Source organism: Streptomyces sp. NPDC051136 (assembly GCF_044455745.1).
Lineage (GTDB): Bacteria > Actinomycetota > Actinomycetes > Streptomycetales > Streptomycetaceae > Streptomyces.
Genome location: NZ_JBITFE010000011.1, coordinates 52857 through 77337, shown reverse-complemented (window position 1 = coordinate 77337; position 24481 = coordinate 52857). Strand labels below are relative to the sequence as shown.

Annotated in this window: 15 protein-coding genes; 11 read left to right on the top strand and 4 right to left on the bottom strand. The window is 73.4% G+C overall.

Annotation, left to right across the window (positions count from 1 at the left end):
* Positions 1-347: 347 nt before the first annotated feature.
* Positions 348-1682 carry a 4-aminobutyrate--2-oxoglutarate transaminase gene (gene gabT, locus ACIBCJ_RS29070; RefSeq protein WP_362103766.1) on the bottom strand — a complete coding sequence of 445 codons (1335 nt, stop codon included), beginning with the start codon at positions 1680-1682 and terminating at the stop codon, positions 348-350.
* A 295-nt stretch (positions 1683-1977) separates the two neighbouring features.
* Between gabT and ACIBCJ_RS29065 the strand changes: the two genes are divergently transcribed.
* The 3 genes from ACIBCJ_RS29065 to ACIBCJ_RS29055 all read left to right on the top strand — a co-directional run bounded on the left by ACIBCJ_RS29065 (position 1978) and on the right by ACIBCJ_RS29055 (position 8067).
* Positions 1978-4104 (top strand): ATP-binding protein, encoded by a 2127-nt coding sequence (locus ACIBCJ_RS29065; protein WP_365981114.1) that lies wholly within the window; start codon positions 1978-1980, stop codon positions 4102-4104.
* 380 nt (positions 4105-4484) lie between these two features.
* Positions 4485-6143 (top strand): PucR family transcriptional regulator, encoded by a 1659-nt coding sequence (locus tag ACIBCJ_RS29060; RefSeq protein ID WP_362103768.1) that lies wholly within the window; start codon positions 4485-4487, stop codon positions 6141-6143.
* Between the two features lie 478 nt (positions 6144-6621).
* On the top strand, positions 6622-8067 hold the full coding sequence (locus ACIBCJ_RS29055) for an aldehyde dehydrogenase family protein (RefSeq protein ID WP_362513031.1): 1446 nt from the start codon (positions 6622-6624) through the stop codon (positions 8065-8067).
* A gap of 58 nt (positions 8068-8125) precedes the next feature.
* Here ACIBCJ_RS29055 and ACIBCJ_RS29050 read toward each other — a convergent pair whose 3' ends face one another.
* Both ACIBCJ_RS29050 and ACIBCJ_RS29045 read right to left on the bottom strand, forming a co-directional pair.
* Positions 8126-9298, bottom strand: a complete 1173-nt coding sequence (locus ACIBCJ_RS29050) for a glycosyltransferase family 4 protein (RefSeq protein ID WP_365981113.1) — start codon at positions 9296-9298, stop codon at positions 8126-8128.
* The gene (locus ACIBCJ_RS29045; RefSeq protein ID WP_365981112.1) at positions 9295-10425 is read right to left on the bottom strand and encodes a glycosyltransferase 87 family protein; all 1131 of its coding nucleotides are present in this window, start codon (positions 10423-10425) and stop codon (positions 9295-9297) included. Before ACIBCJ_RS29045 ends, ACIBCJ_RS29050 begins: the two co-directional genes overlap by 4 nt.
* A gap of 142 nt (positions 10426-10567) precedes the next feature.
* Here ACIBCJ_RS29045 and ACIBCJ_RS29040 point away from each other — a divergent pair, with 142 nt between their 5' ends.
* The gene (locus ACIBCJ_RS29040) at positions 10568-11782 is read left to right on the top strand and encodes a histidine kinase (protein ID WP_365981111.1); all 1215 of its coding nucleotides are present in this window, start codon (positions 10568-10570) and stop codon (positions 11780-11782) included.
* Positions 11779-12489, top strand: a complete 711-nt coding sequence (locus tag ACIBCJ_RS29035) for a response regulator transcription factor (protein ID WP_365981110.1) — start codon at positions 11779-11781, stop codon at positions 12487-12489. The genes ACIBCJ_RS29040 and ACIBCJ_RS29035 overlap by 4 nt, the downstream gene beginning before the upstream one ends.
* Positions 12490-12536: 47 nt before the next feature.
* Here ACIBCJ_RS29035 and ACIBCJ_RS29030 read toward each other — a convergent pair whose 3' ends face one another.
* Positions 12537-15431 (bottom strand): glycoside hydrolase family 3 C-terminal domain-containing protein, encoded by a 2895-nt coding sequence (locus ACIBCJ_RS29030; protein ID WP_365981109.1) that lies wholly within the window; start codon positions 15429-15431, stop codon positions 12537-12539.
* Between the two features lie 349 nt (positions 15432-15780).
* Here ACIBCJ_RS29030 and ACIBCJ_RS29025 point away from each other — a divergent pair, with 349 nt between their 5' ends.
* Genes ACIBCJ_RS29025 through ACIBCJ_RS29000 form a run of 6 tightly spaced genes read left to right on the top strand, consistent with a single transcriptional unit; the run spans position 15781 to position 24467 of the window.
* Positions 15781-17466, top strand: coding sequence for an extracellular solute-binding protein (locus ACIBCJ_RS29025; RefSeq protein ID WP_362513027.1), 1686 nt, complete (start codon positions 15781-15783; stop codon positions 17464-17466).
* 27 nt (positions 17467-17493) lie between these two features.
* Complete coding sequence (locus tag ACIBCJ_RS29020) at positions 17494-18528, top strand: ABC transporter permease subunit (protein ID WP_365981108.1); 1035 nt, start codon at positions 17494-17496, stop codon at positions 18526-18528.
* Entirely contained in the window at positions 18525-19496 is a 972-nt protein-coding gene (locus ACIBCJ_RS29015) for a carbohydrate ABC transporter permease (RefSeq protein WP_393528055.1), read from the top strand. Before ACIBCJ_RS29020 ends, ACIBCJ_RS29015 begins: the two co-directional genes overlap by 4 nt.
* Positions 19496-21490, top strand: a complete 1995-nt coding sequence (locus ACIBCJ_RS29010; RefSeq protein WP_365981107.1) for a beta-galactosidase — start codon at positions 19496-19498, stop codon at positions 21488-21490. Before ACIBCJ_RS29015 ends, ACIBCJ_RS29010 begins: the two co-directional genes overlap by 1 nt.
* Entirely contained in the window at positions 21487-23706 is a 2220-nt protein-coding gene (locus ACIBCJ_RS29005) for a glycosyl hydrolase family 95 catalytic domain-containing protein (RefSeq protein WP_365981106.1), read from the top strand. Before ACIBCJ_RS29010 ends, ACIBCJ_RS29005 begins: the two co-directional genes overlap by 4 nt.
* 38 nt (positions 23707-23744) lie before the next feature.
* Complete coding sequence (locus ACIBCJ_RS29000) at positions 23745-24467, top strand: hypothetical protein (RefSeq protein WP_365981105.1); 723 nt, start codon at positions 23745-23747, stop codon at positions 24465-24467.
* Positions 24468-24481 lie beyond the last annotated feature (14 nt).

Genomic DNA, 24481 nt, shown 5'->3' with positions numbered 1-24481 from the left:
AGTGCCGAGGCGGCCGTCCTGATCGGAACGCCGCGCGCCCCGGGGGGTTTGGGGCGGGCGACCGTCCGATCGGTGAGGAAGCCGGAACCCGCGGGCTCCGGTTGTGTGCGCGAGGCACGACCAGGTCGAAGCTGGGGAAGCCCCGCCTGATGATCCGCCCACAGTCCCCTGTGGGCGGGTCCATCTCTCATCTGCGTAGAACCTACGACAGGGGGTGCGCTCAGGACAGGGGCACCGGCGTCCTGACATCCACCTCGCACACGTTCTTCACACGCTCTGCCGGTCGCTGCGCCAGGCGTGCGAAGCGCAGCTCAGATGCGCGTTCGGATCCTCGCGCACCCGCCCGCTCAGATGGCGGAGAACGCCTGCTCGATGATGTCGAGGCCCTCGTTGAGCAGGTCGTCCCCGATGACCAGCGGGGGCAGGAAGCGCAGCACGTTGCCGTACGTGCCGCAGGTCAGCACCAGCAGGCCCTCGGCGTGGCAGGCCTTGGCCAACGCGGCGGTCGCCGCCGGGTTCGGCTGCTTGGTGGCACGGTCCTCGACCAGCTCGATCGCGATCATCGCGCCGCGGCCCCGGACGTCGCCGATGATGTCGAACTTCTCGGCCATGGCGGCCAGGCGGGACTTCATGACCGCCTCGATGTTCTTCGCGCGGGCGTTGAGGTCCAGCTCCTTCATCGTCTCGATGGCGCCGAGCGCACCCGCGCAGGCCACCGGGTTGCCGCCGTAGGTGCCGCCGAGGCCGCCGGAGTGCGCGGCGTCCATGATCTCCGCGCGGCCGGTGACCGCGGACAGCGGCAGACCGCCCGCGATGCCCTTCGCCGTGGTGATCAGGTCCGGGACGATGCCCTCGTCCTCACAGGCGAACCACTGGCCGGTACGGCAGAAGCCGGACTGGATCTCGTCCGCGACGAAGACGATGCCGTTGTCCGAGGCGAACTCGCGGATCGCGGGCAGGAAGCCCTTGGCCGGCTCGATGAAGCCGCCCTCGCCGAGCACCGGCTCGATGATGATCGCGGCCACGTTCTCGGCGCCGACCTGCTTGGTGATCTGGTCGATCGCCTGGGCGGCGGCCTCCGGACCCGCGTTGTCCGCACCGGTCGGCCAGCGGTAGCCGTAGGCGACCGGCACCCGGTAGACCTCCGGCGCGAACGGTCCGAAGCCGTGCTTGTACGGCATGTTCTTCGCGGTCAGCGCCATCGTCAGGTTGGTCCGGCCGTGGTACCCGTGGTCGAAGACGACCACGGCAGGCCGCTTGGTGTACGCACGGGCGATCTTGACGGCGTTCTCGACGGCCTCGGCGCCGCTGTTGAACAGCGCCGACTTCTTCGCGTGGTCGCCCGGCGTCAGCTCGGCCAGCGCCTCGGCGACGGCCACGTAGCCCTCGTACGGCGTGACCATGAAGCAGGTGTGGGTGAAGTCGGCGAGCTGCGCGGACGCCTTGCGTACGACGGCCTCGGCGGAGGCGCCGACGGAGGTCACCGCGATGCCGGAACCGAAGTCGATCAGGCGGTTGCCGTCGACGTCCTCGATGACACCGCCGCCGGCGCGCGCGACGAAGACCGGCAGCGTGGAGCCCACACCCTGCGCGACCACGGCCGTACGGCGGGCCTGCAGTTCCTGCGACTTCGGGCCGGGAATGGCGGTGACGACGCGGCGCTCCTGCGGAAGTGCGGTCATGGGGGGCTCCTGGGGTCGTGCCGGATCCGCGGGACCTGGTGGACCTGCGGGATCCGCGGGATCTTACGGACGCTTGCCTTCTTTTCTCGCAGGCTAGGACCGGTGGCGTGGGGTGGGCATGCTCCATGTGGGCGTTGTCCGGGCAGTCGGTTGTCCGACATGGACAGGTGCCGGGAACGGTGGCATCCGGACACGTCGGCGCGGGCCCGGCCGCGTAAGCGGTGAACTCCCCAGGGGAGCGCGTTAGATTGGCTCGCTGATGGTGGACGGAGCGGCAGGTCAGGGGGCAAGGGCGATGGACGGCGACGGCGACCGGGACGCACGGGGCACGCACGCGAATCCGGTGCCGCGTCCGGCGGGACCGCCCGAGGTGCCCCCACGGGCGCCCACGGTGCCGCCGCGGCCGACGCGGGCACCGGGAACCACGGACGGTTCGGCCTTCCTGACCTGGCTGCGCACCCCGCGCCCGCAGGCCCTGCCCGGCGTGTGGCGCTTCGGGCACCGCCCGCGGCCCGAGGAGGAGCCCGAGCGGGTCCCGGGCAGGCAGCTGCTGAGCGGCGCGGTGATCGCGTTCCTGGTCGGCTGGCTGATCTGGTCGCTGCTGTGGAACGGATACCTGGGCGGCTGGTGGCTGCTGCCCCTCTTCGCGATGATCCCGGACTCCTGGGCCGAGCCCCACAGCTTCTCCTCCGTCGTGGTCGTGTACGCCTACTACGCCCTGGTCGCCGGCATCATCATGGTCGGCGTCGGCCGGCTCGGCCGCTGGAGCGAGATCTGGCGGCGCTACGGCCCGCCCGCCTGGCGCGGCGCCGCCCCCGGAACGGTCCCCCCGCCCGCCCCCGGCGAGGACCCCGCCGCCTGGCCCGCGCTCCGCGCCGCCGGTGCCCACGACGCGGCCGAGCGGCTCGCCGCCGATGCCCGCTCGGGGCTCATGCGGGACGTCGACCACGCCCGCATCACCCGCGCCTGGCAGGGCGTGCAGCGCGGACGGCACAGCTTCGCCACCTTCACGGGCGCCGTGCTGAGCCACGGCGCGGGTGCCTGCCCGCACCCCTCCGGCGCCCGCGACCTGCCCGTCCGGCAGGCCCGGCACGACCTCGTCACCGGCCAGGTGCGCATCGGCACGGCCGCCGACGACGCCCGCAACCCCTACGCCTACCGCGGGGCCGGCCTCGCCCTGGGTCCCGACCTGCTCGGCACCTCCCTGCTCGCCGTCGGCCCCGCGGGCTCCGGCAAGACCGGGAGCCTGGTGCGGCCGCTCACCGAGTCGCTGTGCCTGCACGCGCTCGCCGGGCGGGCCGCGGTCGTCGTGGTCGGCGCGGCGGGATCGGACCTCGGCCCGGCCGACGCCTACGACGTGGTCGTACGGATCGGCAACCCGGACTCCGTCTACGACCTGGACCTGTACGGCGGCACCACCGACCCGGACGAGGCCGCCGTCGTGCTCGCGGAGGCCCTGGTCGGCGACCTCACCGACCAGCACCAGGGCGGTGACACCCGCCGGTCCACGACCGTCCTCGCCCAGCTGCTCGGCCCCTTCCGCGCGGTCCACGGCCGCTTCCCCGGCGTGCCGGAGCTGCGGCAGCTGCTGGACGGCGCTGCCGGTCCGCTGGCCGAGCTGCGCGAAGGGCTGCGCGCGGCCGGGCAGGACTCCCTGCTGCGGGAGCTGGACGCGCGCGAGCGGCAGATGGGGCGGCCCGGCGACGTCGGCGGCGTCCTGGCCGACCGGGTGGCGCTCCTGGACCGCCCCGCCTTCGCCCCCTTCTTCGACACCTCCGGGCAGTCGCGGCCCTTCTCGCTCAAGGCCCTCGACCATCCGGTGCGGGTGCGCATCGACCTGCCCCAGCGCGGTCACGCCGACGCCTCCCGGATGCTGGCGCGGCTGGTGCTCGCCCAGTTCACGGCCAGCGTCTCGGTGCGGGAGGACCGGTCGCTGTTCGCCTGCCTGGTGCTGGACGACGCCAGCGGCGTGGTGACGCCGGAGGCGGTACGGGCGGTGCAGCGGCTGCGCTCGGCCGGCGCCGGCGTGGTCCTGACCCTGCGCACCCTGGACGACGTACCGCGCCCGTTGCGCGGGCCGCTGCTCGGGGCCATCGGGTGCCGGATGGCCCTGTCCGGGCTCACCCCCTGGGACGGGCAGGACTTCGCCGAGGTGTGGGGCAAGGAGTGGACCGAGGCCCGCGACGTCACCGACCGCCAGATCATCGCCGAGACCCCGGCGGGCAAGGCTGTGCACATGCTCCGCAGGGTGATCACCGGTAAGGCGCCCACCGCGCGCGCGGTGACCGTCCGGCAGGTCGAACGGGAACGCTGGTCGGCCTCCGAGCTGGCGCACGCCGTACCGGCCGGACACGCCGTGCTGTCGCTGACCAGCGTCAAAGGCGAGCACGCGCCGCCGCTGCTGGTGGACCTGCGCGGGTGAGGGCGCGGGTCCGGGTGGGGCTCCCGGACGCCGGACAGGCGGCGGGCCTGCGCGGGTGACCGCACGGCTCGGGCGGGCGACGCATCCGCCGGCTCCGAGCGGGTGCGTACCCGCTTGCTCAGGGCGGGCGCGTACTCGCTCGTTCAGGGCGGGCGACGCACCCGGGTGAGTGGCCCCTCGGTCCCCGGGTGGGCAGCCGGGGACCGTACAGTGAGGCAGAATCGACACAGGCCGTTCATACGTGGCGGCCAAAAGATCACAGCGACTCCACACCACGCCACTCCCCACACGCCACACCGCTCCACCGCCGGCACCTGCCACCGCCCGCCCTCACGCGCGGCCTCCCGCGCCCCTGACGCAGACCCGAAGGTCCAGGCCCCATGCCCCCGACGCTCGCCTCGCTCGTCCACCACTCGGCGCTCAAGCTGACCGTGCGCGCCGGCGAGGACCGCCTCGACGTGCCGGTGCGCTGGGCCCATGTCAGCGAACTCGCCGACCCCGTGCCGTACATGGAGGGCGGGGAGCTGCTGCTGATCACCGCCCTCAAGCTGGACGCCGAGGACCCCGAGGTGATGCACCGGTACGTGAAGCGGCTGGCGGGCGCCGGAGTGGTCGGCCTCGGATTCGCCGTCGGGGTCAACTACGACGAGGTCCCGGAGGCTCTGGTGAACGCGGCCCGGAAGGAAGGGCTGCCGCTCCTGGAGGTGCCGCGGCGCACCCCCTTCCTCGCCATCAGCAAGGCCGTCTCCGCCGCCATCGCCGCCGACCAGTACCGCGCCGTCACCGCGGGCTTCGCCGCCCAGCGGGAGCTGACCCGGCGGGCCCTGGCCGACGGCCCGGAGGGCCTGCTGGCCGCGCTGGCCGCGCAGGTCGACGGCTGGGCGGCGCTGTACGACGCGTCGGGCGCCGTCGTCGCCACCGCACCGGAGTGGGCGGGCCGCAGGGCGGCCCGGCTCACCGCGGACGTGCAGCGGCTGCGCGAGCGTCCCGCCCCGGCCTCCTCCGTGGTCGGCGGAGGCCACAGCCCCGAGCAGCCCGAGAACGCCGACCGGGTCGAGCTGCACTCCCTGGGCACCTCCCGCAGGCCCCGCTCCGCGCTCGCCGTCGGTACGGCCGCCGCCCCCGGCACCGCCGAGCGGTACGCCGTCCACTCCGCCATCGCCCTGCTGACCCTCACCACGGAACGCTCCCGCTCCCTGCACGAGGCCGGGCTGCGCATCGACAGGGCCGTACTGCGCATGCTGCTGGCCGGTGAGCCCGACCACGCGCGGACGGTCGCCGGCGACCTGTACGGCGGGCTGCTGGACGCCCCGTTCCGGATCATCGTCGCCGAGTCGGCGGGGGTCAGGGCCAGGAACGGCACGGCCGCCCAGGCCGCCGGAGACCAGGGCGGCGACACCGGCGGCGACCCGCTCGGCGCCCTCGACGCGCTCGCCGAGGCGGCGGAGTCCGCCGCGGCCCGGGCCGGCGAGGCGGTGCTGGTGGTCCCCGAGGGCGAACGTCTGGTGGTGCTGGCCACCGACGGAGGCGCGGCCGTCGCCGCCTGCGTCGAGCACGCCTCGGCGCTGGAGGCCGCCCGCCCGGCGCCCGAGCCCCGCACCGGCGGCGACGAGGAGAGCCTGGTCGTCGGACTGTCGGCACCGTCCGGGCCCATCGCCGCGACCACCGCCTACAAGCAGGCCGAACAGGCCCTGTCGGTGGCTCGCCGACGCGGCCGGGTTTGCGTGGAGCACGAACACCTGGCGGCAGGCTCCGTCCTGCCGCTGCTCGCCGACGACGCGGTCCGCGCCTTCGCCGACGGCCTCCTGCGGGCGCTGCGCGACCACGACGCCACCGGCCGCGGCGACCTGGTGGCCTCCCTGCGCGCCTGGCTCTCCCGCCACGGCCAGTGGGACGCGGCCGCCGCCGACCTGGGCGTCCACCGGCACACCCTGCGCTACCGGATGCGCCGGGTGGAGGAGATCCTCGGCCGCTCGCTGGACGACCCGGACGTCCGCATGGAGCTGTGGCTGGCTTTGAAGGCCACGGCATCCGAATAGTCCCGCCCCCCCGGCCGGGGGAGTCGCGGCCCCGTCCGCCGACCGGGGGAGTCGCGGCCCCGCTCACTCGGGGGTGAGGTCACGGCGCTGCTCACCGACCGGCGGAGTCGCGGCCCCGCCCACCTGCGGGTGAGGTCACGGCGCTGCTCACCGACCGCCGAAGTCGCGGCGCTGCTCACCGACTGGTGAGGTCGAGGCCCGGCCCGCCGACCGGCGGGGTCACGGCCCGCTCACCGACCGCCGAGATCGAGGCCCGGCCCGCCGGCCGGCGGAGTCACGGTCCGCTCACCGACCGCCGAGGTCGAGGCCCCGCCCGCCGACCGGCGAGGTCGCGGCCCGCGCACCTGGCCGCCGCGTCGAACACCGCTCCCGCACCACTACACGCCGGACAAACGCCCGCCGCCCCGCCCCGCCCTACCGTGGACCCCGCACCCGTGCACACCACCCCACCTCAACGCGGAAGGGCCGGGACTCGACAATGACTTCCACCCACGCCTTCTGGCTCGCCGGCCGCCAGGCCACCGGCGAGTCCGGCTTCGACGTCACCTCCCCCTGGGACGGCAGCACCGTCGGCACGGTGAGCCTCCCCACCGACGCCCAGGTCGAAGAGGCCGTGGCCGCCGCGTACGCCGTACGGGACGAATTCGCCGCCACCCCCGCCCACGTGCGGGCCGCCGCCCTCGACCACGTCAGCCGCCGCCTGGTGGAGCGCACCGAGGAGATCGCCCGGCTGATCTCCGCCGAGAACGGCAAGCCGATCAAGTGGGCCCGCGGCGAGGTCGGCCGCGCGGTGTCGGTCTTCCGCTTCGCCGCCGAGGAAGCCCGCCGCTTCAACGGCGGGGAGGCCCAGCGCCTGGACACCGACGCCGGCGGTCAGGGCCGCCTCGCCCTCACCCGCCGCTTCCCGAAGGGCGTCGTCCTCGGCATCGCGCCCTTCAACTTCCCGCTCAACCTGTGCGCCCACAAGATCGCCCCCGCGATCGCGGCCGGCGCGCCCATCGTCCTCAAGCCGGCCCCCGCCACCCCCCTGTCCGGCCTGATCCTCGGCGAGCTCCTCGCCGAGACCGAGCTGCCCGCCGGCTCCTGGAGCATCCTCCCGGTGCCCAACGACCGCATGCCCGCCCTGGTCCAGGACGAGCGCCTCCCGGTCATCTCCTTCACCGGCTCCGAGACGGTCGGTTACGCGATCATGGACTCGGTGCCCCGCAAGCACTGCACGCTGGAGCTGGGCGGCAACGGTGCTGCCGTCGTCCTCGCCGACTGGGCGAGCGACGAGGACCTGGACCGGGCCGCGGCGCGCATCGCGACCTTCTCCAACTACCAGGGCGGCCAGTCCTGCATCTCGGTGCAGCGGGTGATCGCCGACGCCGCCGTCTACGACCGGCTGCTGCCGCGTATCGTCGCCGCCGTCGAGGCCCAGGTCACCGGCGACCCGAACGACGACGCGACGGACGTCGGCCCGCTGGTCAGCGAGGCCGCCGCCGAGCGGGTGGAGTCCTGGGTGAACGAGGCCGTCGCCGCGGGCGCGCAGCTCCTCACCGGCGGCAAGCGCGACGGGGCCTCCTACGCCCCGACCGTCCTCGCCGACCTGCCCGCCGACACCACCCTCGCCCGCGAGGAGGTCTTCGGTCCCGTCCTCAGCGTGCGGAAGGTGACCGGCGAGGCCGAGGCGTTCGCCGCCGTCAACGACTCCAAGTACGGCCTCCAGGCAGGCGTGTTCACCCACGACCTCCAGACCGCCTTCCGCGCCCACCGCGCCCTGGAGGTCGGCGGCGTGGTCATCGGTGACGTCCCCTCCTACCGCGCCGACCAGATGCCCTACGGCGGCGCCAAGCAGTCCGGCGTCGGCCGCGAGGGCGTCAGGTTCGCGATGGACGACTACACCTACGAGCGCGTGCTGGTCCTGACGGACCTCGCGCTCTGATCCCTCCCCACCCGTCGCCGAGCCGTGCCTTCGGGACAGCGGCTCGGCGACTCTCCTGTCAGGGGCCGAGCGACCTCGGGCCGGCTGCCAGCAGGTCCCGCAGCGTCGCGTACGAGTGGTCCCAGGACCATGCCGTACGCACCCAGTCGCGGCCCCGGCCGCCCATGGCGCGGGCGAGACGGGGACTGCGCAGGAGCCTGATCAGCCGGTCCGCCGTCGCCGCCACCGAGCGGCCGTCGACGACGTGCCCCGTCACGCCGTCCCGCACCGCGTCCGGAGCGCCGCCCGAGTCACCCGCGACGACCGGCAGCCCGGACGCGGCGGCCTCCAGGTACACGATCCCGAGGCCCTCCACCTCGAGACCGGCCCTGCGCGTGCGGCAAGGCATCGCGAAGACGTCGGCGGCGGCGTAGAAGGACGGCAGCGCGTGGTGGGCGTGGCCGCCGGCGAAGAAGACCGCGTCCATGACGCCCTCGCGCAACGCCAGCTGCCGGAGCCCGGCCGCGTAGGGGCCGTCGCCGACCAGGAGCAGTACGGCGTCCGGGACCGCCCTGCGCACCCAGGGCAGCGCTCTGATCAGAGTGTCCTGGCCCTTGCGCGGGATCAGCCTGGCCGTGCACAGGATCACGGGGCGGTGGCCCAGGCCGTACCCGGTCCTGATCCGGGTGCCGTCGGCGCCGGGGTGGAAGGCCTCGGTGTTCACGCCGGGGACGAGGCGGGCGGTCCGGGCGCCCGGGGCGAGGGCCGCCTCGATCGGGCCCCGCGTGCTCTCACCCAGCCAGGTCAGCGTGTCCACCTGCGCGCCGACGCGGCGCAACAGGCCGCGGGTGCCCGGGGTACGGGCCCACCAGACCTCGTGGCCGTGGGTGGTGGCGACGGCGGTGCGGATCCCCGCCGTGCGCCGCAGCCGCCCCGCCATCAGGGCGAGGGGCGCCGCCGCTCCGAACCACACCCGGTCGCAGCCGTACCGGCGGGCCACCGCAGCCGCGTGCGCGGTCGCCCGGAGCGTCGGCAGGAGGGTGCGGGCCGAGTGCCGGACCACCGGGTAGGGGAAGGGCTGCTCGTCGTCGACCGCGACCGTCGGCGCGGAGGTGAGGACGACCACCTCGTCGGGCGGGAAGCGGTCGGCCAGTTCGCGGACGAAGGTCTCGATGCCCCCTTGCCGGGGCGGGAAGTCGTTGGTGACGATCAGCGTGCGGGCACCGGCACCGGCACCGGCGTCGCGCGTCATGCGGAAGTCCTCTCGGCCGGACGGCCGGTGACCTGGGGTCCCCGGTGCGTCGTACGGTGCGCCACGGCGGCCAGGACCAGCGGGTAGACCAGGTAGCCGAAGCGCGTCGCCGGCATCAGGGCCGTCGCGAGGCCCAGGCCGAGTGCGAGCCGGCCGGCCGCCGCCTCCGGGGTACGCGGAGGGCGTACCGCGAGCGAGACACCGACCAGCAGTGCGCCGACCGTCAGGAGCGAGAGCGCGATCACCGTGCCGCCGGGGACGTGAGCCGCGAGCAGGTGCCCGGGCAGCGGGCTGCCGGCGGGCGAGGCGGTGGCGGTCAGCCCGAGGGGGAAGGCGACGACGTTGCGGAGGAAGCCGGCGGGGTCGGTGAGGGCGAAGGGCAGGACCACCGCCGCCCCGGCGCTCAGGCCCACGCACGCGCACCGCAGCGCGGGCCGGCCGCCCTGCCGTACGGCGACCAGGGCCAGCGCCACCGGCAGGGCGGGCCAGGCGGTCCACTTGAGGGCTGCGGCGGCCCCGAGCGCCAGGCCGGACCTGCCCGGACGCCCCCGCCCCGCCAGCGCCAGACCGAGGCACATCAGGCCGGCCACCGGCAGGTCGACGCCGCCCACCGCGAGGGGCAACGCGACCAGGGGGCACGCGAGCAGCAGCCCGACGCGGCGCAGCCCAGCGGCGACGAGGGACGCGGTGAACACGCCGCCCAGCCACCAGCGGGGGTCTCCGGGCAGCAGTCCGAAGAGCGCCATCCCCGGCAGGTAGGGGTTGAAGTCGCCCACGGTCGCGGGCGTCGTGAGGTAGGGGCTGCCGGTGGCGGTCAGCAGCCGCGCCGACCGCTCGATCACGGACACCTCGGACTGTCCGAGCCCCGCCAGCACCATGCCGACGAGCGGCAGCAGGGCGGCCCCCGCCAAGGCCACCGCCCGGGCGGCCGGACGCGGCGCGGACCCCGTCGCCAGTAACGCCGCGAGGGCGTACCCCGCACCGGCCGACCACCCCCACACCTGATGCGCCGCCAGGTCGGACACCGACGCGAAGCCCGCCGCCGCCACCGCACACCCGGCCCACGCATACCGTTCGACGGGCCGCCGGGTGGTCGGCGCGACCCGCTCCCCAAAGCTCTTCATCATGTCAGTCGACGTTAGGAATCCGCAGGTCGAAGGGCGTCAACCGAGGCTCCGCACCCGGGAGTCAACCCGTGGTACGACGGCGGCCCGCAGACTCCACCCGGGCGGCGACGCGCGCTCCGGCCCCGGTCGGGATCATGGGGGGATGAGTACGTCGCCCCAACAGCGGCTGCGCGACTGGTTCGCGGCGCCCGCCTACCCGTGGATCACCGGCGCCGCCGTGACGGCGGGCGCGGTCGTGGAGCTGGTCGTCGTCCCGGGCGGGGTGACCACCACGGCCGGGGCGCTGCTGTCGGCAGCCTCGCTGATGTGGCGGCGCTCCTTCCCGCCCGTCGCCGTGCTCACGGTCGCGGCGGGGCTGATCGGCTTCGCCGGGGACGTCAACCTGTACGTCTCGATCATGGTGAGTGGGCTGACCGGCTGCTACGCGCTGGGCCGCAACCGGGTGCTGCACCCGGCCCTCACCGTCGCGGGCGGCGCGCTCGGAGCGCTGTGCGTGAACCTGGTGCACATCAACACGTGGTCGCGGATGGACCTGCCGGTGCCCGCGCTGTGGGAGCGGGGGTCGCTCAGCCTGTTCGCCGAGTCCTTCCTGCTGACCGTGGTCCTCTTCGGCGCGGTGATGATGGGCGACGCGGTCCGCTCCCGGGAGGAGACCCGCACCGAACGGTCACTGGCACAGGCCCAGTTGATAGCGATGGAGCGGCAGCAGGCCGCCGAGGCGGAGCGCGCCGCGATCGCCCGTGAACTGCACGACATCGTCTCGCACTCGGTGTCGATGATCGCGGTCCAGGCCGAGAGTGCCACGTACACCACGCCCGGCCTCACCGCCGAGGCCCGCGACGGCTTCCAGCAGATCGCCGCCACCGCCCGTTCCTCGATGGCGGAACTGCGCCGCCTCCTCGGTGTCCTGCGCACGCCCCGGGGCGACACCGCCCTCACCGCCCCCCAGCCGACCCTCGACCACCTGGCCGAACTGGTCGACCAGCACCGGGCCGTGGGCGGTACGGCCGAGCTGCGGATCACCGGACAGCGGGTGGCGCTGCCCGCCGCGTGGGAGCTGTCCGCCTACCGGATCGCGCAGGAGGCGCTGACCAACGCCCGCAAACACGCCCCCGGCGCCCGTACCGTGGTCGAGGTGGACTACGGCGCCGGCCGGCTGCTCACCCTCCGGGTCCGCGACGACGGACCCGGTGCCGGAGCCGTCACCGGCCCCGGCTCCCGTCCCGGTACGGGCACGGGGCACGGCCTGACCGGGATGCGGGAGCGGGCGGCCCTGGTCGGGGGCCGGCTCAGCGCCGGGACCGGTCCGGACGGCGGCTTCGTGGTGGAGGCGGTGCTTCCGTGGGGGAGCGGATGAGTGCCGTGGAGCGGGGGGAGGAGGCGCGCGTGATCCGGACACTGGTCGCGGACGACCAGGCGGTCGTCCGCACCGGCTTCGTGAACCTCCTGGGCACCCAGGAGGACATCGAGGTCGTCGCCGAGGCGGAGGACGGGGTGCAGGCGGTGCTGTCGGCCGCCACGACCCGGCCCGACCTCGCGCTCCTGGACATCCGGATGCCGCACAAGAACGGCATCGAGGCGGCCCGCGAGATCCTGACCGCCTCGGGCGGCGCCACCAAGGTCCTGATGCTGACGACCTTCGGCCTCGACGAGTACGTGTACGACGCGCTCGCGGCCGGAGCGGGCGGCTTCCTGCTCAAGGACGCCACCTTCCCCGAACTGCTGCACGCCGTGCGGGTGGTGGCGAGCGGGAACGCCCTGCTGTCGCCCGAGATCACCAAACGGCTGATAGCCGAGTTCGTGCACGCGCGCGGTTCGCGGCTTCCCGTCCCCGCCGCCGGCGACCTGACCGCCCGGGAGACGGAGGTACTGACCCTGATCGCGCGGGGGCTGTCCAACACGGAGATCGCGGAGCGTCTCACCATCACCGACCACACCGTGAAGACCCACATCAACCGGCTGTTCGCCAAGCTGGGGCTGCGCGACCGGGCCCAGGCCGTGATCGTCGCCTACGAGCTGGGCCTGGTCAGGGCGGGCGGTGAGTCGGGGGCCCGGTACCGGTAGGCACACCGGTGCCGGGCCCCGTCCTCGGGCCGGGCTTCTCCGGACCCTCAACCGGAGAAGCCGACGTGCGCGAGCCGCAGTGCGCCGCGCAGTCTGACGCGGAGGTCGTGGACGCCCTCCGCGGTGAAGGCGCCGTCCAGGTCCACGTAGTCGTACGGGCCCGCCGTGGGCGCGTGGGGCGACAGCACCGCCACCGCGGGGCCGCCGTCCAGGGAGAGCTCGACCGTGCCGCCGCCCGCCACCGACACGGTCACCCCGCCGACACCGGCGCCGAAGTCGCAGTCGCGGTAGAGCAGTTCGCCGGGGGAGTCGGAATCGGGCGTCACCGCGTCGCCCACCGCCTTGGTGCGGTCGACGATCATCGTGCCGCTCTGCTCGTCGAAGTCGACCGCCTCCAGACCGCGTTCGCGGACCGGGCGCGGCACAGCGGGCTCGCCGTCGAGGGTGACGGTCGCCGACAGGCGCACGTCCTCGCTCGAAGCGCCCACCAGCAGGGCGTACGGGCCCGGCTCCAGCCGCCACCGGTCGTGTGCGACGTCCCAGAACGCGAAGGCGGCCAGCGGGACCTCGAAGGAGACCCGCGCCGACGCGCCCGGGGCGAGCGGGAGCCGGCGGTGGGCCAGCAGTTCGCGGCGCGGGCGCGGGACCGACGGTGCCTCGGCGCGGACGTAGAGCTGGGCCACCTCGTCGGCGGGTATCCCGCCGGTGTTGGTGACCGTGAAGGACACGGACACCGTCTCGTCCCGCACCCGCGCGCTCAGGTCCGCGTACCCGAAGGACGCGTAGGACAGGCCGTGCCCGAACGGGAACAGCGGCGTCCCCTCGAAGTACAGGTAGGTCTGACGGCCGCCGATCACGTCGTAGTCGAGCAGCCCGGGCAGGTCGGCGTCGTCGGCGTACCAGGTCTGCGGGAGCCGCCCGGCGGGGGAGACGTCGCCGGCGAGGACCGCGGCCAGCGCGGTGCCGGCCGCCTGACCGCCGTGCGCGGTCCACAGCACCGCGGGGAGCGTCTCCACGTCGACCGCGTACGGGTAGGCGGACACCAGCGCCAGCACGGTCGCCGGGTTGGCCGCGCGGGCCGCTCGCAGCAGCCGCTCCTGGTGGCCGGGCAGCCGGAGCGTCGTACGGTCCTCGGTCTCCCGGCCGTTGATGTGCGGGTCGTTGCCCGCGACCACCACGACCACGTCCGCGGCGGCCGCCGCCCGCGCCACCGCGTCCTCGCCGCGCTCGGTGACGACCACCTCGAAGACCTCGGTGTCCGTGGCGGCGGTGCCGGCCTCGGTGTCCGCGGCAACCTTCACGCCGTCGGCGGCGACCTGGACGAGGCGACCCGTTCCCGTGTGCCTCAGGAGGTGACCGCCCGCATGGGGTTCCAGCCGGAAGGTCTCCTGCACGACCCAGCCGCCGGGCTGGTCGGCGGAGGCGCGCAGGTAACCGTCCTCGGCGACGGAGAGGTAGCGGCCGTCGGGTGCGCGCAGGGTGAGCACGCCCTCGCCCCAGTCGACGAGCGCCAGTTCGGTGCCGACGGCGTCGGTGGTCAGGGGCGGCAGGTCGGTCCGCCCGGCGAGCAGGGCCGGGTCGAGGGCGGCCTCCGTGCCGTGCGCCCGGGCGGGGGAGCCGTCCGACGGCAGGACGTGCAGGTACGTACCGTCGGTCCGGCGCAGCCGGATGCGGTCCACGCCCTCCGCGAAGCTCACCCGGTCGGCACCGAACCGCTCGTACAGGCCCTCCAGGGGCGTGGAGCGGTGGATGAGCGTGCCGCTGTACCAGTCGAGCTTGCACTCGTCGGCGAGCAGCCCGACGACGGCCACGTGCGTGCCGGGGGCCAGCGGCAGGACGCCGTCGTTCTTCAGCAGGACCACCGCCTGCTCCGCCGACTCCCGCGCGAGCGCCCGGTGTTCCGGCGTGTCGAAGTCCCCGGCGGTGCCGGCCGCGCCCCCGTCGTCCGCCGTGCCCCCGTCGCGCACCGCGTGCGGGTCGTGCTCCGGGTCGAACTCGCCGAGCCGGAAGCGCACCGACAACTGCCGGCGCACGGCCGCGTCCACGTCCGCCTCCGTCAGCAAGCCCTGCTCCAGCGCGCCCCGGACCCGCGCGACGATCTTGGAGGAGTCCGTGCCGTGGTCGGTGAAGCTGTCCACCCCGGCCCGCAGGGCGGCGGCGGTCGCCTCCTCGTGGGTGTCGAAGTAGTGCTCCGAGTCGACCAGGTTGGACGGCGCGCCCGCGTCCGAGCAGACCAGGAGGTCGTCCTCCGTCCAGGCGCGCAGGTGCCGCCCGAGGTACGGGGAGAGGTGGTTGGGGCGGCCGTTGACCAGGTTGTAGGCCGGCATCACCCCGGCCACCGCGCCCGCCTCGACCGTCTCGCGGAAGGCCCGCAGGTCGTACTCGTGGAGCACGCGCGGGCGGACGGAGGACGAGGAGGTGTCCCGGGCGGTCTCGTTGTTGTGCGCGAGCCAGTGCTTGAGGACGGGCGCGGTGCGCCAGTACGTCGGATGGTCGCCGCGCAGCCCCCGGGTGTACGCGGTGGCGATGGCCGAGGTGAGCCTCGGGTCCTCGGAGTAGCCCTCCTCGTTGCGGCCCCACAGGGGGTGGCGCAGCAGGTTCACGGTCGGGGACCAGACGTTGAGGCCCACCCGCTCGTCCCGTGCCCGCATCGCCCGGGCCTCCCTGGAGACCGCCTCGCCGACCCGGCGCACAAGGTCCTCGTTCCAGGTGGCGCCGAGCCCCACGGCCTGCGGGAACACGGTCGCCGGGCCCATCCAGGCCACGCCGTGCAGCGCCTCCTGACCGGTGCGGAAGGCGGCGATCCCGAGGCGCTCGACGGCGGGGGCGAACTGGTGCAGGAAAGCGGTCTTCTCGTCGAGCGTGAGCCGCGACATCAGGTCGTCGACGCGCTTCGCGAACGGCAGGTGCGGATCACGGAACGGCGGCGTGGGTGCGGTCACGTGGAAGTCCCCTTGCGATGGAGCGGGTAGGACGTCGAAGCGCTTCGATGCTCGGCGCAGCGCCGGGTGAGTGTCAAGACACCGCGGTGTATCGCGCTGTGACCCCGGAAGCATTGCAACGTGGAACGGAGGTGTTCGGCCAAGGTCGTTCGCGGCGGGGCCGCGCAGGAATCTTGTGGACGGCCCTTGTGCCCCCCGAGGGGTTAACTTAACCTCGCTGCAACATCGAAGCGCTTCGACGCTTTGACGCGAGCCGAGTTCAGCAGTTCCCAGTTCCCTCAAGACACCGCGGCCGGCGGTCCCCGTCGGCGTTCCGGTGCGCCACGAAGGCACGAAGGGTTGACGCAAAATGACGCCGAACGCCGCCTCCGGACCCAGCCGGAGAAGTTTCCTCGCCTCCACCGCGGTCGCCACCGCAGCGGTGGCGGGAGGGGTGCCGCTGCTCTCCGCCTGCGGCGGATCCGACGGAGGCTCGCGCGACGGCACCACGTCGGGCAAGGACGCCAAGAGGATTCTCCCGGCGTACGTGGCGAGCAACGTGGTCACGCCCGACATCCCGAGCAAGAACGGTTCCGCGGTCGGCTTCACCGGGAAGCTCGACCTGGCCGGTCTGAAGACCTCGGTGCCCGAGAAGCTCGGCAAGGGCGGCAAGGTCACCGTCATGTCGCCGTTCTGGGGCTCGCCGCCCAAGGAGGGCAACGCCTACTACAAGGCGATGAACGACCTCATCGGCGTCGACGTGGTCTGGCAGAACCAGGACGGCAACACCTACGACCAGAAGCTCGGGGCCGTGCTCGCCTCCAGCGAGGTGCCCGACGTCGTGGTCGTGCCCGGCTGGAACATGACCGGCAAGATCCCCAGCGCCATCATCGGCAAGTTCGCCGACCTCGGTCCCTACCTCTCCGGTGACGCGGTCAAGGAGTACCCCAACCTCGCGGCGATCCCCACCGACGCCTGGCAGCGGTCGATCTTCGGCGGCAAGCTGCGCGGCCTGCCGATGCCGTCCTCGTACGTGTCCGGCATCCTGCCGCTGTACCGCCAGGACGTCTTCGAGAAGGAGGGCTACGAAGTCCCGCGCTCCTGCGACGAGTTCATGGCGCTGGCCAAGGAGGCCACCAACGCCAAGGCCAAGCGCTGGGCCTGCCTGGACATGAAGTGGACCGCCTTCAACGCCTTCGGCGTGCTCTCCGGCAACGAGAAGTCCCTCGGCTGGAACGAGGTCGACGGCAAGCTGGTCCACCGCATCGAGACCGACGAGTACCTCGAGGCCCTGGAGTGGACGCGCAAGCTGTTCGCCGCCGGCGTCGTGCACCCCGACGCCATGCTGGGCAAGAGCAACGCCGCCGACCCCGGGCCCAAGTTCGCCGCCGGCGAGTTCATCATCTACAACCAGGACATCTCCCAGTGGTGGAGCCGCACGGCCGAACAGGCCACGCAGAACCCCGAGTTCAAGATCTGGGGCATGGACTTCTTCGGGCACGACGGCGGCGCCCCCACCCTGTGGGCGCAGAACCCGGCGAGCATCTTCGCCTTCGTCAACAAGAAGGCGTCCGAGTCCGTCGTCCGTGACGTGCTGGCCGTCGCCAACGTGACCGCCGCTCCGTACGGCACCAAGGAGTACATGGCCACCAACTACGGCCTGGAGGGCACCCACTACACCGTCAAGGACGGCGTGCCCACCAAGACCGACCAGGGCAACATCGACGTGATGAACGCCTACGTGATGGTGGCGAGCCCCGCCGCGACCATCGCCCACCCCGACTTCCCCGAGGTCGCCAAGGGGCAGGTCGAGTGGCAGCAGCGGATGGGCGCCGTCACGAAGAAGCCCTCGTTCTACGGCATGCAGATCACCGAGCCCGCCCGCTGGACCAACCTCTCCAACGACTTCGAGCAGCTGGAGGACGACGTCGTCCGCGGCCGCAAGAAGATCGGCGACGTGCAGCAGGCCGTCTCCGACTGGAAGAGCAAGGGCGGGGACAAGCTGCGCGACTGGTACCGGAAGATCCTCGACGAGAACGGTCCGGCGGCCGGCTGACCGGGTACCGAGGCAAGGAGAACCGCCGTGTCCCACAGCACGGTGCCTCGGACCGACACCGAGGCCGAAGTCAAGAAGAAGCTCCCGAAGGCGCGGGGCGGCGGCCCGCAGGCGCCGAGGAAGCCGGCCGCCGGAAAGCTGAGCCTGCGGCTGAGATTCCGGCGCGACCGCGTCCTGCTGCTGATGACGCTGCCGGCCGTCGTGCTGCTCCTGGTCTTCAACTACGTACCGATCCTCGGCAACGTGGTCGCCTTCCAGGAGTACGACCCCTACCTCAGCGACAACGGCGTCGTCTCCATCCTGCACAGCCCGTGGGTGGGCCTGGAGAACTTCCAGCGGATCTTCGAGGACTCCGCCTTCTGGAACGCGGTCCGGAACACCCTCGTGCTCTTCGTCCTCCAGCTCCTGCTGTACTTCCCCATCCCGATCCTGCTCGCCCTGCTCATCAACAGCGTGGTCAGGCCCCGGGTGCGCGCGGTCTCGCAGGCCATCCTCTACCTGCCGCACTTCTTCTCGTGGGTGCTGGTGGTCGCCGTCTTCCAGCAACTGCTCGGCGGCGCCGGGCTGCTCTCCCAGCTGCTGCGGCAGCACGGGTATGACGGGCTCGACATCATGACCGACCCCGAGACCTTCAAGTTCCTGATCACCGCGCAGAGCGTGTGGAAGGACGCCGGCTGGGGGATCATCGTCTTCCTCGCCGCCCTCGCCTCGGTCAGCCCCGACCTCTACGAGGCGGCCGCGATGGACGGCGCGGGCCGGTGGCGCCGCATGTGGCACGTCACCCTGCCCGCCCTGCGTCCGGTCGTCGCCCTGCTCCTGGTGCTCCGCGTCGGTGACGCCCTGACCGTCGGGTTCGAGCAGATCCTCCTGCAACGCGACGCCGTGGGACCGGGCGCCGCCGAGGTCCTGGACACCTTCGTGTGGTGGAACGGCGTACGCAACCAGGACTTCGGCTACGCGGCCGCGGCCGGCCTCGTCAAGGGCGTCATCAGTCTCGGCCTGGTCCTCGCGGCCAACAAGGTGGCCCACCTCATGGGCGAGCAGGGGGTGTACAAGAAGTGACCGCCGTACCCGAAGCGAGCGCCGCACGCGAGACGGCCCCCGCGGCCGACGGACCGGCGCGCACCCCGCGCCGGTGGGCGGCCCCGCCCCGGCCCGTGTGGGAGGAGCCGCCCAGCAGGGCCGGACTCACCGGCAAGGGACTCGTGCTCCTCCTGGCCTGCCTGGGCATCCTGTTCCCGCTCTGGATCGTGGTCGTCACCAGTCTGTCCACCCGCAGGGCCATCGACGAGGCCGGCGGCCTGGTGATGATCCCCAAGGACATCACCTTCGTCGCCTATCAGGAGCTGCTCAGCGGCGGCCAGGTCACCCGCGCCGCGATCGTCAGCGTCGGCATCACCCTCGTCGGCACCCTGTTCTCCATGGCGGTGTCCGTGCTGTGCGCCTACGGGCTCTCCCGCAGCGGCTCGCTGGGCCACCGCTGGATCCTCATGGTGCTGCTCGCCACGATGTTCTTCAGCGCCGGCCTCATCCCCACCTACCTGCTGGTGCAGTCCCTCGGCCTCACCGACAGCTACCTCGCGCTGATCCTGCCGAGCGCGATCAGCGTCTTCAACATCCTGGTGCTGCGCGGCTTCTTCATGGGGATCTCCCAGGAACTGACCGACAGCGCCCGCATCGACGGCGCCGGCGACCTGCGCATCCTGTGGCAGATCGTGCTGCCGCTGTCCCGTGCGGTCGTCGCCGTGATCACGCTGTTCTACGCCGTGGGCTACTGGAGCGCCTGGTTCAACGCCTCCCTGTACCTCAACGACCAGGACATGCTGCCCCTCCAGAACGTCATGATCCAGCTGGTGCAGAAGCAGGAGGCGCCGGTCGGCCTCGGCCAGGCCATCAAGACCGGTGAACTGTCCGGCCTGGCCGTGCAGATGGCCGTCATGGTCATGGCCCTGCTGCCGGTCGCCGTCCTGTCGCCCTTCGTCCAGCGCCACTTCAAGAAGGGCATGCTCACCGGGGCGGTGAAGGGCTGATGCCGGACCTGTCCAACGCCACCGGCGGGCGCATCCTCTACGGCGGCGACTACAACCCCGAGCAGTGGCCCGAGGAGACCTGGCCCGAGGACGTCCGCCTGATGCAGGCCGCCGGCGTCAACTCCGTCACTCTCGGCGTCTTCTCCTGGTCCAAGCTCGAACCACGCCCCGGCGTCCACGACTTCGCCTGGCTGGACCGGCTCATGGACCTGATGCACGCGAGCGGCATCGGCGTCGTACTCGCCACCCCCACCGCCTCGCCCCCGCCGTGGCTCGGCCGGCTCCACCCCGAGACCCTGCCCCGTGACGAGGACGGCCGCACCGAGTGGTGGGGCGGCCGGCAGCACTTCTCGCACTCCAGCACCGTCTACCGCCGCCACGCCGCCGCCATCACCGAGGCCCTGGCCGCCCGCTACGCGCACCACCCCGCCCTCACCCTGTGGCACATCAACAACGAGTACTGCACCTACGACCACGGCGACGAGGCCGCCGACCGCTTCCGCCGCTGGCTGCGGGACCGCTACGGCACCCTGGACGCCCTCAACACCGCCTGGGGCACCGCCTTCTGGAGCCAGGAATACGGCGACTGGGCGGAGATCCTGCCGGCCCGCCGCACCCACTACCTCAAGAACCCGGCCCAGGTCCTGGACTTCCGTCGGTTCACCTCCGACATGCTCCTGGAGTGCTGCATCGCCGAGCGCGACATCGTCCGGCGCCACTCCCCGCACATCCCGGTCACCACCAACTTCATGCCGCTGTGGGCGGGACAGGACGCGTGGCGCTGGGCCGAGGAAGAGGACGTCGTCTCCGTCGACCTCTACCCGGATCCCCGCGACCCGTCCGGCGCCCAGCACGGCGCGCTCGTCCAGGACATGACCCGCTCCCAGGCACGCGGCCCGTGGATGCTCATGGAACAGGCCGCGGGACCCGTCAACTGGCGGGGTGTGAACCACCCCAAGCCGCGGGGCCTCAACCGCCTCTGGTCGCTCCAGGCGGTGGCCCGCGGCGCCGACGCCGTCTGCCACTTCCAGTGGCGCCAGTCGCGGCAGGGAGCGGAGAAGTTCCACTCCGGGATGGTCTCCCACGCGGGCGAGCAGGGCCGTACGTACCAGGAGGTGAAGCAGCTCGGTGCCGACCTGGCCCGGATCGCCCCGCACGTCGCCGGCACCGCGGTCCCCGCGGACGTCGCCGTCCTGCACGACTGGCACTCCTGGTGGGCCGGCGACCAGGAGGCCCGGCCCTCCCGCGAGGTCGACTACCCGGACGTCCTCGGCGCCTGGCACCGCGCGCTGTGGCAGGCCGGCCTCACCACCGACTTCGCCCACCCCGGGCACGACCTGAGCGGCTACCGGCTCGTGGTCGCCCCGCAGCTCTACCTCCTCACCGACGCCGCCGTGGACAACCTCCTCGCCCACGTGCACGGCGGCGGCGCCCTCGTCTGCGGTTTCCTGACCGGCGTCGCAGACGAGGACGACCGGGTACGGCCCGGCGCCATGGACGCCCGGCTGCGCGAGCTGTTCGGCATCCACACCCTGCACGAGTGGTGGCCGCTGGAGCCGGGCGAGGGCGCCGCGTGCGAGGGCGGCCTGCGCGGCACCCTGTGGTCCGAGGAGCTGGAGCCCGACGGCACCGCCGACGAGACCCTCGCCTACCGGGGCGGGGAACTCGACGGACTCCCCGCCGTCCTGCGCAAGGGCCGCGCCTGGTACGTCTCCACACTCCCCGAGCCGGACGCGCTGCGCGCCTTGCTGGCCCGCGTCGCCGCGGACGCGGGCGTCCGGCCGGTGCTCGACGGACTCCCGGACGGCGTCGAGGCGGTCCGGCGCGGCCCGCTGCTGTTCCTGCTCAACCACGGCCGCGAACCGGTCGCCGTCGACCTCACGGGCACCCACCACGACCTGCTGACGGAGACGACCGTGACCGGCCGGATCACCCTCGGCCGCTACGGCGCGGCGGTGCTGCGGCCAAACGGCCCGGCGGTGCCGAGGCCATGAGCACCACGCCCGTCCACGGCACCTGGGAGCCCGAGCCCGCCGCCCGCTGGGAGGACGCCTTCCTCAGCGGCAACGGCCACCACGGCGCCCTGGTGTTCGGCGATCCGCACGCCGACCGGGTCGTCGTCACGCACCACACCCTCGTCCGCCCCAACGGCGGCGACGAGCACCGCCGCCCGCCCGCGCTCGCCGCCGCGCTCCCCGCCCTCCAGGACCGTCTGCTGGCCGGCGACACCACCGCCGCCGAGGCCTTCACCGACGGCCGGCCGCTGCAATGGGTACGCCCCTTCCACCCGGCCTTCCAGCTCCGCCTGAACCGGCCGCCCGCCGACGACACCCGCCCCGCCCCCTACCGCCGCACCGTCGACTTCACCACCGGCGAGATCACGGCCACCCGCGCCGGCTGGACCAGCCGCGTTTTCGTCTCCCGCGCCGACGACGTGATCGTCCAGCACGTCACCGCCCCGCACCTCACCCTCGACCTGTCCCTCGATCCCCGCCTCCCCGGCGCCCCCGCCGCACTCGGTGTCGGCCACGGCACCGTCCGCACCCCCGAGGGCGCCCAGCTCACCCTGCGCGCCCGTTATCCCGGCAGCGACCTCTCCTACACCGGCGTCACCCTCGTCGCCGTCACCGGCGGCACCACGCGGCTCGTGCCGCCCGGCGTCCTCGTCGAGGGCGCCACCGAGGTGCTGCTGCTGACCCGGGTGCGGCGCCACACCGGCGAGCTGGACACCGTCGCCGCGGGCCGCGCCCTGCGCGAGCTGCTGGGCCGGACCCCGTACGCGGCCACGTACGACGACCTCCTCGCCCGGCACCTGGCCCGCCACCGCACCGCCTACGACCGCGTCACCCTCGATCTCGCCGCCGACCCCGCAGAGCGCGCCCTGCCCGGCTCCGAGCTGCTCGCCCGGCCCGGCGGCGCGGCCCTGCTGGAGCGGCTCTTCGCCGCCGGCCGCTACCACCTGCTGTCGGCGAGCGGCCTGCTGCCGCCCCGCCTCACCGGTCTGTGGACCGGCGACTGGAACACCGCCTGGTCCGGCGCCTTCACCACCAACGCCAACCTGAACCTCCAGACTGCCTCCGCCGCGGCCGCCGCCCTGCCCGAGGTCACCGAGGCCCACGCCGCCCTGGTCCACCGCCAGCTCCCGCACTGGCGGGACAACGCCCGGGAGATCTTCGGCGCCCGGGGTGTCGTCGCGCCCTCCCACACCGACGGCGAGAGCGGCCACACCTACCACTTCAGCCGCGCCTACCCGCTGCACCTGTGGACCGCGGGCGCCGACTGGCTGCTCAAGCCCCTCGTCGACCACGACGAGACCTACGGCACGCGGGACCCGCGCACCGTCGCCGCGCTCGCCGAAGTCGCCTTCTTCTACGAGGACTTCCTCACCCGCACCGACGACGAAGGGCACCTGGTCGTCGTCCCCTCCTACTCACCGGAGAACCGCCCGGCGAACGCGAGCTGGGGCACCCTCGACGCGGCCATGGACCTCTCCGCCGCCCGGCACGCCCTGCTGACCGCCGCCGACCACCACCCCGAGCACGCCGACGGATGGCGCGCCCTCGCCGACCGCCTCCCCCCGCACCGGGTCAACGCCGACGGCGCCCTCGCCGAGTGGGCGCGGCCCGGCCTGGCGGACACCTACGACCACCGCCACCTCAGCCACCTCTACGGCGTCTGGCCCCTCGACGAGATCAACCCGTACGACACCCCCGACCTCGCCGAGGCCGCCCGCCGGGCCCTCGAACTGCGCGGCGCCGAGAACGACTCCGCCCACGGCCACCTCCACCACGCCCTGGTCGCCGCCCGCCTGAGGGACGGCGCCCGGGTCGCCCACGCCCTCGGCCAGGTGCTCGACGGCGACTTCTTCCACGCCTCCCTGATGAGCGCGCACTACCCCCACCGTGACGTCTACAACGCGGACGCCGCACACGCCCTGCCCGCCGTGCTCATCGACATGCTCGTGCAGTCCACCCCCGGCCGCCTGGTCCTGCTCCCCGCCCTCCCGGCCGCCTGCCCACAGGGCCGACTCGCGGGCGTACGCACCCGGTTCGGGGCCTCGCTCGACCTCACCTGGACGCCGGACGGCAGCGCGCGGGCCGTCCTGCGCCCGGACCGCACCCACCGCATCGAACTCAGGACTCCCTCCGGCGCCGAACCGCTCGACCTCGTCGCCGGGGAGGACCGCGTCGTCCACGTCGAGGCGCGGTGACACCAGCGCACGTCCCCCCACCCATGGAAGGAAACGCCATGGCACCACGCACCCGCACCACCCGCACGCGCACCCTGACCGCCCTCCTCGCCCCGGCCCTCGCGCTCGGCGCCACCGTCGGGCTCGCCTCCGCACCCGCCCAGGCCGCCGTCTGGAACTCCTGCGACCAGTGGGGCAACACCACGCTGAACGGCTACACGCTCTACAACAACATCTGGGGCTCCGGCGCCGGCAGCCAGTGCGTGTGGGCCAACTCCGGGACCAACTGGGGCGTCTGGGCCGACCACCCGAACACCGGCGGCATCAAGTCCTACCCGAACGCCAAGAAGGTGATCAACAAGCCGATCGCGTCCCTCTCCTCGCTCACCAGCACCTACGACGTCACGGTCCCGTCGTCCGGCGCGTACAACACGTCGTACGACATCTGGGACACGGACTACGACTACGAGATCATGCTCTGGGTCAACTACAACGGCGCCGTCGGCCCCCTCGGCACCTCGCAGGGGACCGTCAGCCTCGGCGGCCACACCTGGAACGTCTACAAGGGGAACAACGGCGCCAACGAGGTCTTCTCGTTCCTGCGCACCTCGGACTCGGACGCCGGCACGGTGAACATCCTCCCGATCCTGAAGTGGATCAAGGACACCAAGGGCTGGATGGGCAACGAGACCATCGGTGACGTGCAGTTCGGCTACGAGATCACCTCGTCCGCCGACGGCCTGGACTTCCGCACCGACAACCTGACCGTCAGCGGCGGCTGACCGCGGCAGGCCGC

Coding starts and splice junctions, on each gene's coding strand:
- gabT (WP_362103766.1), bottom strand. CDS start 1,682: ATGACCGCACTTCCGCAGGAGCGCCGCGTCGTCACCGCCATTCCCGGC.
- ACIBCJ_RS29065 (WP_365981114.1), top strand. CDS start 1,978: ATGGACGGCGACGGCGACCGGGACGCACGGGGCACGCACGCGAATCCG.
- ACIBCJ_RS29060 (WP_362103768.1), top strand. CDS start 4,485: ATGCCCCCGACGCTCGCCTCGCTCGTCCACCACTCGGCGCTCAAGCTG.
- ACIBCJ_RS29055 (WP_362513031.1), top strand. CDS start 6,622: ATGACTTCCACCCACGCCTTCTGGCTCGCCGGCCGCCAGGCCACCGGC.
- ACIBCJ_RS29050 (WP_365981113.1), bottom strand. CDS start 9,298: ATGACGCGCGACGCCGGTGCCGGTGCCGGTGCCCGCACGCTGATCGTC.
- ACIBCJ_RS29045 (WP_365981112.1), bottom strand. CDS start 10,425: ATGATGAAGAGCTTTGGGGAGCGGGTCGCGCCGACCACCCGGCGGCCC.
- ACIBCJ_RS29040 (WP_365981111.1), top strand. CDS start 10,568: ATGAGTACGTCGCCCCAACAGCGGCTGCGCGACTGGTTCGCGGCGCCC.
- ACIBCJ_RS29035 (WP_365981110.1), top strand. CDS start 11,779: ATGAGTGCCGTGGAGCGGGGGGAGGAGGCGCGCGTGATCCGGACACTG.
- ACIBCJ_RS29025 (WP_362513027.1), top strand. CDS start 15,781: ATGACGCCGAACGCCGCCTCCGGACCCAGCCGGAGAAGTTTCCTCGCC.
- ACIBCJ_RS29010 (WP_365981107.1), top strand. CDS start 19,496: ATGCCGGACCTGTCCAACGCCACCGGCGGGCGCATCCTCTACGGCGGC.
- ACIBCJ_RS29005 (WP_365981106.1), top strand. CDS start 21,487: ATGAGCACCACGCCCGTCCACGGCACCTGGGAGCCCGAGCCCGCCGCC.
- ACIBCJ_RS29000 (WP_365981105.1), top strand. CDS start 23,745: ATGGCACCACGCACCCGCACCACCCGCACGCGCACCCTGACCGCCCTC.